Raw genomic sequence first — 8,010 nt, 5'->3', positions numbered from 1 at the left:
GGGCGCGCTCGGCGACGACGGCGCCGACGCCGCGTACGAACAAGTCCTCGGCGGCGGCGACGGTCCGCCCGCCGAGCAGGACGAGGTCGATGTCGAGCAGCGCGACGAGGTTCCCGGCGGCGGTGCCGAGCACCCGCGCGGCCTCGTCGAGGTCGCCGCGCGCGACGGCGGCCAGGCACAGCGCCTCGACGCACCCCCGGTCACCGCACTCGCACGGCGGCCCGTCCAGCTGCAGCACCTGATGCCCGAACTCCCCGGCCCCGGTACGGGCCCCGCGATACAGCCCGCCCCCCAACACGAGCCCGGCCCCGAGCCCGGTCCCGAGGTGCAGATACGCGAACGACTCCGCGGCCCCACCCAACGCCAGCCCCAACGCGGCGGCATTGGTGTCCTTGTCCACGGCCACGGGCAGCCCAAGCCGCCCGACGAGGGCATCCCGCAGGGGGTACCCGTCCCACTCGGGAAACCCGGTGACGCGGTGCAGCACCCCGGAAGCGTGGTCGAGGGGCCCGGGCAGGGCGACCCCCACACCGAGCACACCGGCAATCGCTGCGGCGACCCTGCCGACGGCTCCCGCTTCCCCTGCGGACGGCACGCCGACGGCCGCAGCCTCCGCCCCCGCTGCGGGCGCCCCGCCGACAGCCGCAGCTTCCGCTCCCGCTGTGGGCGCCCGGCCGACGGCCGCAGCTTCCGCTCCCGCTGTGGGCAGGCGTTCCGCACGGCGGATCCCGTCCCAAAGAGAGCCCCCGGTGCCGGGCGCCTCTGCTGCAACGCCAGCCGAAGGTGCCCCGACCAGCAGGGTCACCGCGCCCGCAGCAGCCTCAACAACGGCGTCGACCCCAGCCGCGAAGTCCAACGCAGCCCGCCTCTCGGCGACGACGACCCCCGCCAGGTCCACCAGAACAGCGACCAAAGAGTCCCGCTCAAGCTGCACCCCGACCGCGTACCCCGCCCCGGGAACAAGCCGAAGCAGCGTCTGGGGCTTCCCCCCAGTGGAAGCCCGCCGCCCAGCCTCGGCCACCAACCCGTCACCGCGAAGCCGCGCAACAATCTTGCTGACGGCCTGCGGCGTAAGCCCCGTGCCCGAGGCAAGCTCCCCCCGACTGGCCCCCGCGGCCCCAGCGGTACGCAGCAGATCGAGTACCAAGGCAGCGTTGTGCCCGCGCAACCCCGGCAGATTCACCCCGGCCCCAGGCCGCCGTTTCTCCCTGTTCACACCCCCATTGTCGCCCCCGCTTGCACTTTGGCAACACCGTTGCCAAAGTAGAAGGCATGACTGAAGGCAAGAACGACCTCCGCGTGGGCCTGATCGGCTACGGCCTCGCGGGCTCCGTCTTCCACGCCCCCCTGATCGCCGCGACCGAGGGCCTGACCCTGGACACGGTCGTCACGTCGAACACCGAGCGGCAGGCCCAGGCCCGCGCCGAGTTCGGCGACGGCCTGCGCTGCGCGGCCGACGCCGACGAGCTGTGGGCCCGCGCCGACGAGCTCGACCTGATCGTCGTCGCGTCCCCGAACAAGACGCACGTACCGCTCGCGACGGCCGCGCTCAAGGCGGGCCTGCCGGTGGTCGTGGACAAGCCGCTCGCGGGCAGCGCCGCCGAGGCCCGCGAGCTCGCCGCCCTCGCGGACGAGCGCGGCCTGCTCCTCTCCGTGTTCCAGAACCGCCGCTGGGACAACGACTTCCGTACGCTGCGGAAGCTCATCGCCGAGGGCGAGCTCGGCGACGTATGGCGCTTCGAGTCGCGTTTCGAGCGGTGGCGCCCGCAGCCCAAGGGCGGCTGGCGCGAGTCCGGCGACCCCGAGGAGATCGGCGGCCTGCTGTACGACCTGGGGAGCCACGTGGTCGACCAGGCCCTGGTCCTCTTCGGCCCGGCGGCGGCCGTGTACGCGGAGGCGGACGTCCGCCGCCCCGGCGCGCAGGCCGACGACGACACGTTCATCGCCGTCACGCACGCGGGCGGCGTCCGCTCGCACCTGTACGTGAGCGCCACGACCGCGCAGCTCGGCCCGCGTTTCCGCGCCCTCGGCTCGTCCGCGGGCTATGTGAAGTACGGCCTCGACCCGCAGGAGGCCGCGCTGCGCGAGGGCAAGCGGCCCACGGACGAAGGACCGTGGGGCGTGGAGCCCGAGGCCCTGTGGGGCCGGGTCGGCGCCGGCGAGTCCCCGCTGACCGGCGGCGGCCGCCCCGAGCCCACCCTCCCCGGCGACTACCCCGCGTACTACGCCGCCGTGGCCGCCGCCCTGCGCGGCGAGGGCGACAACCCGGTCACCGCACACGAGGCCGCCGCGGCGCTCGACGTCCTTGAGGCCGCGCGCCGCTCGGCCCGCGAGGGCGTGGCGGTGACGCTGTGAACGCGAAGCCCGCGGAGCGGACGGCATCCTCCGAGCAGGCGGCATCCACCTCCCCCGCGGCACCCGCCGCCCCCTCCGTCCCCTCCGTCCCCGAACTGGAGGAGCAAGAGCGCCGCCTGACGCTCCCTCACTTCACGTACGAGGACGCGTGGGCGCTCGGCAATCTCCTCGTGGAGATGGCGCGCGAGCGCGAGGCGCCGGTCGCGATCGACATCCGGCGCGGCGGCCAGCAGCTCTTCCACGCCGCGCTGCCCGGCTCGACGCCCGACAACGACGCCTGGATCGACCGCAAGCGCCGCGTCGTCGAGCGGTACGGCTGCTCGTCGTACCTGGTGGGCAGCCGGTTCCGGGCCAAGGGCACGACCTTCGAGGAGTCCTCGCGCCTCGACCCCGACCGGTACGCGGCGCACGGCGGCGCGTTCCCGATCGCGGTCGAGGGCGCGGGGGTCATCGGCACGGTGGTCGTCTCGGGCCTCCCCCAGGTCGCGGATCACGCGCTGGTGGTGGCGGCCCTGGAGCGGTTCACCGCGTCCTGACGGCCAGTCGGCTGACGGTCAGTCGGCCCTGACGGTCACTCGGCCTGGTCCTGGGCGCGGCGGCGCACCATCACCACGAGCCCGACACCGGAGCCGAGGAGAGCCGCGGCGATCGCCCCCACGAGGGCGAGCTCACCCGACGAGGTGTCCGTGCCCGTGTGGGCCATCTCGTCGTCGTGGCTCTTCGACGGGTGCGGATGCGGGTGCGGGTGCGGGCGCGAGGACGACTCGGACGGCTCCGGGCTGGGCCAGGGGTCGTCGCTGTCCGACGGGTCGGGATCCGGGTCGGGGTCCGGGTCGGGATCCGGGTCGGGGTCAGGGTCCACTGTCCGACGGGTCCGGGTCCGGGTCCGGGTCGGGATCGGGGCCCGGGCCATCGCTGTCCGACGGATCCGGGGACGGGTCAGGGTCGTCACTGTCCGAGGGGTCCGGATCCGGGTCCGGATCAGGGTCAGGATCAGGATCCGGCGACTCCGAGGGCGACACCGACGGCGTGGGCGACGGCGACGCGCACGACGGCAGGTCGCCGTTGAACGGGTACGCGTGGATCTCCTGGCCGCCGCCGACCAGCGAGGTGTGGGTGAGCGAACCCACCGTGAAGAAGCGCCCGTTCATGCCGGGCAGCGTCACCGTCGTCGCGCTCCCCGGCGACCCCACGAGCACGCTCCCCTGGAACTGCCCGCTGCCCGCGAACCGCACCGAGCTCGCGTCGGGCACGTTCCACAGGAGCCGCTCGCGCAGGCCGCCCGGCAGCGCGCCGATGTAGGTGCGCACCGTGCGGGCGTCGCCGAAGAGGTTCACAAGCACGGTGGCGCCGGACGGGATGTTCCGGAACGAGATGCCCTGGTCGCCGCCGCTCCTGCTGACCATGTCGAAGTCGACGTTGAAGACCTGGATCTCGGACGTGCCGTCGCCGGTGAACACGGTCTCGCTGCCGTTGTTGACCGCCGAGCCCGTGACCTCGCGGGGCGCCCCGTTGTCGTACGCGTAGCAGTGGCTGGCGGCCGTCAACCGGTCGGGCAGGGCGGCGTACTTGTCGGCCGCGTCCGGGTCCTGGACCGCGCGCGGCCTGACCGTGCCGGTGAGCGTGTCCCCGTACCGTACGACTCCGGAGACCGAACCCTCCTCCGCGAGCAGCCGCTGCCCGGGGGCGACCGTCACGTCGTTGCCCGCGGTGAGGAAGTCCGAGCCGTTGGGCGGCGGCACCCGGGAGCCGACGCCCGCCACGCCCACGTTGTAGACCTGCGAGGCCCCGGCGCGCTTGTTCATGTCGAAGTCGCCGAGCACGACGACCTTGCCCTCGGCCTCCGCGGCCGCCTCGCGCACCAGCATGTTCTCGCCGACGAAGACGTTGATGTTCTCGTCGCGGCCGACCACGGGGCCGTTGTTCACTTCCGGGTACCTGTCCGGACAGGCCGGGCCCTTGCAGGGGCCGAGGCCGCCGGGCAGCGGGTCGGCGACCCCCCGCCCGGCCAGGCCGCCGACGATGGCGGCGGCCGCGACGGTGACTGCCGCCGCCACATACGCTGAACGTTTTCTTCGCATACACGGAAATATGCGTAATTCAGACAAAAGTAGCGGGCGACACGCTCACCGCCTCCCCCAGTCAGGCCCCCTCAGCCCCTCCGGGTCAGGCTCCCTTCAGCTCCTGCCGCTGCCGCCCGAGCCCGTCGACCTCCAGCTCCACCACGTCTCCGGCCCGCAGGAACGGCTTCGGCTCGGGCTGCCCGAGGGCGACCCCCGCCGGCGTACCGGTATTGATGACGTCACCCGGGTACAGCGTCATGAACTGGCTTACGTAGCGCACCACTTCCGCGACCGGGAAGATCTGCTGGGCCGTCGTGCCGTCCTGCTTCAGCTCGCCGTTGACCCACAGCCTGAGCCCGAGCGCCTGCGGGTCCGGCACCTCGTCGGCCGTCACGAGCCAGGGGCCGAGCGGGTTGAACGTCTCGCAGTTCTTGCCCTTGTCCCAGGTGCCGCCGCGCTCGATCTGGAACTCGCGCTCGGAGACGTCGTGCGCGACCGCGTACCCCGCGACGTGCGCGAGCGCCTCCTCGTGCGACTCCAGATAGCGCGCGGTGCGCCCGATGACGACGGCCAGCTCGACCTCCCAGTCGGTCTTCACCGAGCCGCGCGGTACGAGCACGGTGTCGTTCGGCCCGACCACGGTGTCCGCCGCCTTGAAGAACACGACCGGCTCGGCGGGCGGCTCGGCGCCGGTCTCGGCCGCGTGGTCGTGGTAGTTCAGGCCGATGCACACGACCTTGCCGATCCGGGCGAGCGGCGGCCCGATCCGCAGCCCGGCCGGGTCGAGGACGGGCAGCGCCCCCGCGTCCGCCGCGGCGCGGACGCGGTCGAGCGCGGCGTCGTCGGCGAGCAGCGCGCCGTCGATGTCGGTGACCGTGCCGGACAGGTCGCGCAGGGTGCCCCCGGCGTCGAGCAGCGCCGGGCGCTCGGCGCCCGCCGTACCGACTCGCAGCAGCTTCATGGTCTGACTCCCTTGGGTCGAGCTGGGGCCCGGCCGATGGGTTGCGGCCATCGGAGGTTGGTCGATCCTCCAAGCTCACTGTCCGCTCCGCAAGACCCCGTTCACGTACTGGACCGTCACTTCGCGCCCGCGAGGACCGTCACAGAACGGCCGCAGCGCCCATCGCCCCCGACCCGGTCGGCATGTCCCGGTACAGGAACGCCCGCTCCACCGCGCTCCACGTCGTGCTGGTCACCACGTACAGCGCGGCCGCCAGCGGCACCACGGCCACCGTGAACAGGGTCATGAACGACAGGAACGGCATGTACTTGGTCATGGCGGCCATGGCGTTCGCGCCGGGCGCCTGCTCGCCGCCGGGCGCGGCAGGCGGATTCGCGGCCATCTGCCGCTTCGTACGCCGGTAGTTGAAGGTCGCGACCGCGGCGACGAGGGCGAAGAGCGCGAGGTAGAGCAGTCCGGAGGAGCCGAAGAGGCCGCCGTCGCCGAGCGCGTCCGCGAAGCGCCCGCCGAGGGGGGCCGTGAACAGCTTGTGGTCGAGGAGTTCGTTGGCCTTGCCGCCGATGCTGGAACTGGAGAACAGGTGGTAGAGCAGGAAGAAGGCGGGGAGCTGGAAGAGGCCGGGCAGGCAGCCGGACAGCGGGGACACCTGCTCCTTGCGGTGCAGCTCCATGAGCGCCTTCTGGAACTTCTCCGGGTTCTTGGCGTGCTTCTTGCGCAGCTCGGCGATCTGCGGCGAGAGCTTGGCGCGGGCCTTCTGGCCGCGGGCGGCGGCGCGCGACAGGGGGTGGACGAGGAGGCGTACACAGGCGGTGACCAGGACGATGGCGGCGGCCATCGCCGAGGCGTGGAAGAGCGGTGCGAGCAGGTCGGCGAGGTCGGCGACCAGGCTGGCGAAGACGGACATGGGTGAGCCCTCCGGGGGGTCTCGTCGTGCCGGGAATGCCTCAGCGGAGGCGTGTGTGCGTCGGCATGACGACCCGCGCGGGGTCAGGGAGCGGAGCTGCGCCGAGTCCCTACGCGGCCGTCAGGAGGGGACGGCCGGGTGCTCGCGGGCGGGTGCGCCCACGGGCGTCGGGATCGCGCTGCGGCAGGAACGCGGTGCGTTGCTCGCGGTCGCGGATGGCGGTGCGCACCCGGGTGCGGGGCACGGCGGGCGCGCAGCGCGCGGCGAGCAGCGAGCACAGGGCGAGGGCGGAGCCCGCGGCGGCGGTCGCGGCGAGCGCGACGGCGGCGGAGAGGCTGCCGGTGTCGGCGAGGACGGTCTCGACGAGGAGGAAGAGCATCAGGGCGGCGGGGCGCAGCGCGGCGGTCCACTTGCCGATCACGTTCTTGACCGGGTTGCCGCTCACGTCTCCACCTCCTCCTGCCGGTACTCCGTACGAATGTGCTGCTGCCGTTTATACAGGATCGAGCCGGAGCGGCTGAAGGAGCCTGCGGGGCCCGAGCAGCGCTCGGCTGACCGGATCGGCCGGGTCCGGATCGAGCCCGGGGCCGGGCAGCATCTCCACGTCCTCCAGCGGTACGAGGAGTCCGCACGCCGGGCACTCCCCCGCGAGGCCGACCTCCGTGCCGCACTGGGCGTGCCGGAAGTAGCGCAGCGGCCTGCCGTCGGCGAAGGTGTCGCGCCCCCAGGCACTGAGCGCGCGCAGCGTGGGCCACAGGGCGCGGCCGCGCTCGGTCACCACGTACTCGTGGCGCCGGGGGGCGTCCGCGCAGGGCCGCTTCTCCAGGACGCCCGCGTCGACGAGCGTCTGCAACCGGGCGGCGAGGACCGCGCGGGGGATGCCGAGGTGGACGAGGAAGTCGTTGTACCGCCGCACGCCGTAGAGCGCGTCACGGACGACGAGCAGCGTCCAGCGCTCGCCGACGACCTCAAGGGTGCGCGCGATGGAGCACTCCTGCGCCGCGTAGTCCTTGCCGAGAGCCATGCCCCCCACTGTAGCCACTTTGCCAAGTAAAGGTTCGTTCATTGAACTCCGAATGCTACGGTCGCCCACATGCCCACAGGTTCAATGAATGAACTCACCGCCTCGTCAACGCTCCCCGCTCACCGGGCCGGAGGCCGCCCCGCCGCCACCCTCGCCGTCACCGGCGCCGCGACCGCCCTGACGCTGATGACGTACAGCGCTCCGATGGTCACGCTCTCCGACACGGCGACCGCCCTCGGCACCTCCCTCTCCGCCCAGGCATGGCTCCTGAACGGCGCCCCGCTCGGCCTCGCCGCCCTGCTCCTGGTCGCGGGCAGCCTCGCCGACGACTACGGCCGGCGGCGGATCTTCCTCTCCGGAGTGGCCGCCCTCGGCGTCACCACGGCCCTCGGCGCGCTCGCGAACTCCACCCTCGTCTTCACGCTGGCCCGCGTCGCGCAGGGCGTGGCGAGCGCCGCGATCCTCGCCAGCAGCCTCGGCCTGCTCGCGCACGCGTACCCCGCCGGGCCCGGGCGGATCCGGGCCATGGGCGTGTGGGGCGCGTGCGTCAGCGGCGGCATCGCGGTGGCCTCGCCGTTCGCGGGCGGCCTCACGACCCTCGCGAACTGGCGGCTGCCGTACGCCGCACTCGGCGCGCTCGCCCTCGGCGTCGCCGCCCTCGCACCCCGCGCGCTCACCGAGTCCCGCGCGCCGCGCGAGGGCC

General features: G+C 73.5%; 10 protein-coding genes. 3 read left to right on the top strand and 7 right to left on the bottom strand.

Going from position 1 to position 8,010, the window contains the following annotated elements; genetic code table 11:
* The coding region (locus STRAU_RS40735; RefSeq protein ID WP_037662730.1) for an ROK family transcriptional regulator at nt 1-1,216 on the bottom strand (1,216 nt) is incomplete at its 3' end.
* A 56-nt stretch (nt 1,217-1,272) separates the two neighbouring features.
* On the opposite strand from STRAU_RS40735, the gene STRAU_RS29355 reads away from it, so the two are divergent.
* Together STRAU_RS29355 and STRAU_RS29350 are read left to right on the top strand one after the other, a co-directional pair.
* Nucleotides 1,273-2,355, top strand: coding sequence for a Gfo/Idh/MocA family oxidoreductase (locus STRAU_RS29355; RefSeq protein WP_037662720.1), 1,083 nt, complete (start codon nt 1,273-1,275; stop codon nt 2,353-2,355).
* A gap of 95 nt (nt 2,356-2,450) precedes the next feature.
* Nucleotides 2,451-2,891: a heme-degrading domain-containing protein gene (locus STRAU_RS29350; protein WP_037662727.1), complete on the top strand. Its 441-nt coding sequence runs from the start codon at nt 2,451-2,453 to the stop codon at nt 2,889-2,891.
* 35 nt (nt 2,892-2,926) lie between these two features.
* Here STRAU_RS29350 and STRAU_RS44005 read toward each other — a convergent pair whose 3' ends face one another.
* The 6 genes from STRAU_RS44005 to STRAU_RS29325 form a co-directional block, all read right to left on the bottom strand.
* A complete protein-coding gene (locus STRAU_RS44005) occupies nt 2,927-3,217 on the bottom strand; it encodes an LPXTG cell wall anchor domain-containing protein (RefSeq protein WP_016644048.1) in 291 nt (96 codons plus the stop codon).
* Entirely contained in the window at nt 3,207-4,412 is a 1,206-nt protein-coding gene (locus tag STRAU_RS29345) for a choice-of-anchor A family protein (protein ID WP_016644047.1), read from the bottom strand. The genes STRAU_RS44005 and STRAU_RS29345 overlap by 11 nt, the downstream gene beginning before the upstream one ends.
* Nucleotides 4,413-4,521: 109 nt before the next feature.
* Entirely contained in the window at nt 4,522-5,379 is an 858-nt protein-coding gene (locus STRAU_RS29340) for a fumarylacetoacetate hydrolase family protein (RefSeq protein ID WP_016644046.1), read from the bottom strand.
* A gap of 139 nt (nt 5,380-5,518) precedes the next feature.
* Complete coding sequence (locus STRAU_RS29335) at nt 5,519-6,283, bottom strand: YidC/Oxa1 family membrane protein insertase (protein WP_016644045.1); 765 nt, start codon at nt 6,281-6,283, stop codon at nt 5,519-5,521.
* 109 nt (nt 6,284-6,392) lie between these two features.
* The gene (locus tag STRAU_RS29330) at nt 6,393-6,662 is read right to left on the bottom strand and encodes a DUF6412 domain-containing protein (protein WP_220450398.1); all 270 of its coding nucleotides are present in this window, start codon (nt 6,660-6,662) and stop codon (nt 6,393-6,395) included.
* 114 nt (nt 6,663-6,776) lie between these two features.
* The gene (locus STRAU_RS29325; protein ID WP_016644043.1) at nt 6,777-7,307 is read right to left on the bottom strand and encodes a winged helix-turn-helix transcriptional regulator; all 531 of its coding nucleotides are present in this window, start codon (nt 7,305-7,307) and stop codon (nt 6,777-6,779) included.
* 69 nt (nt 7,308-7,376) lie between these two features.
* Here STRAU_RS29325 and STRAU_RS29320 point away from each other — a divergent pair.
* Nucleotides 7,377-8,010 (top strand): MFS transporter (locus STRAU_RS29320; RefSeq protein WP_037662722.1); only part of this gene is annotated, 634 nt, incomplete at its 3' end.

The sequence above is a fragment of the Streptomyces aurantiacus JA 4570 genome, assembly GCF_000414115.1.
Classification (GTDB): domain Bacteria; phylum Actinomycetota; class Actinomycetes; order Streptomycetales; family Streptomycetaceae; genus Streptomyces; species Streptomyces aurantiacus_A.
The sequence above is the reverse complement of the archived record's forward strand: the minus strand, read 5'-3'. Positions and strand labels throughout refer to the sequence as shown.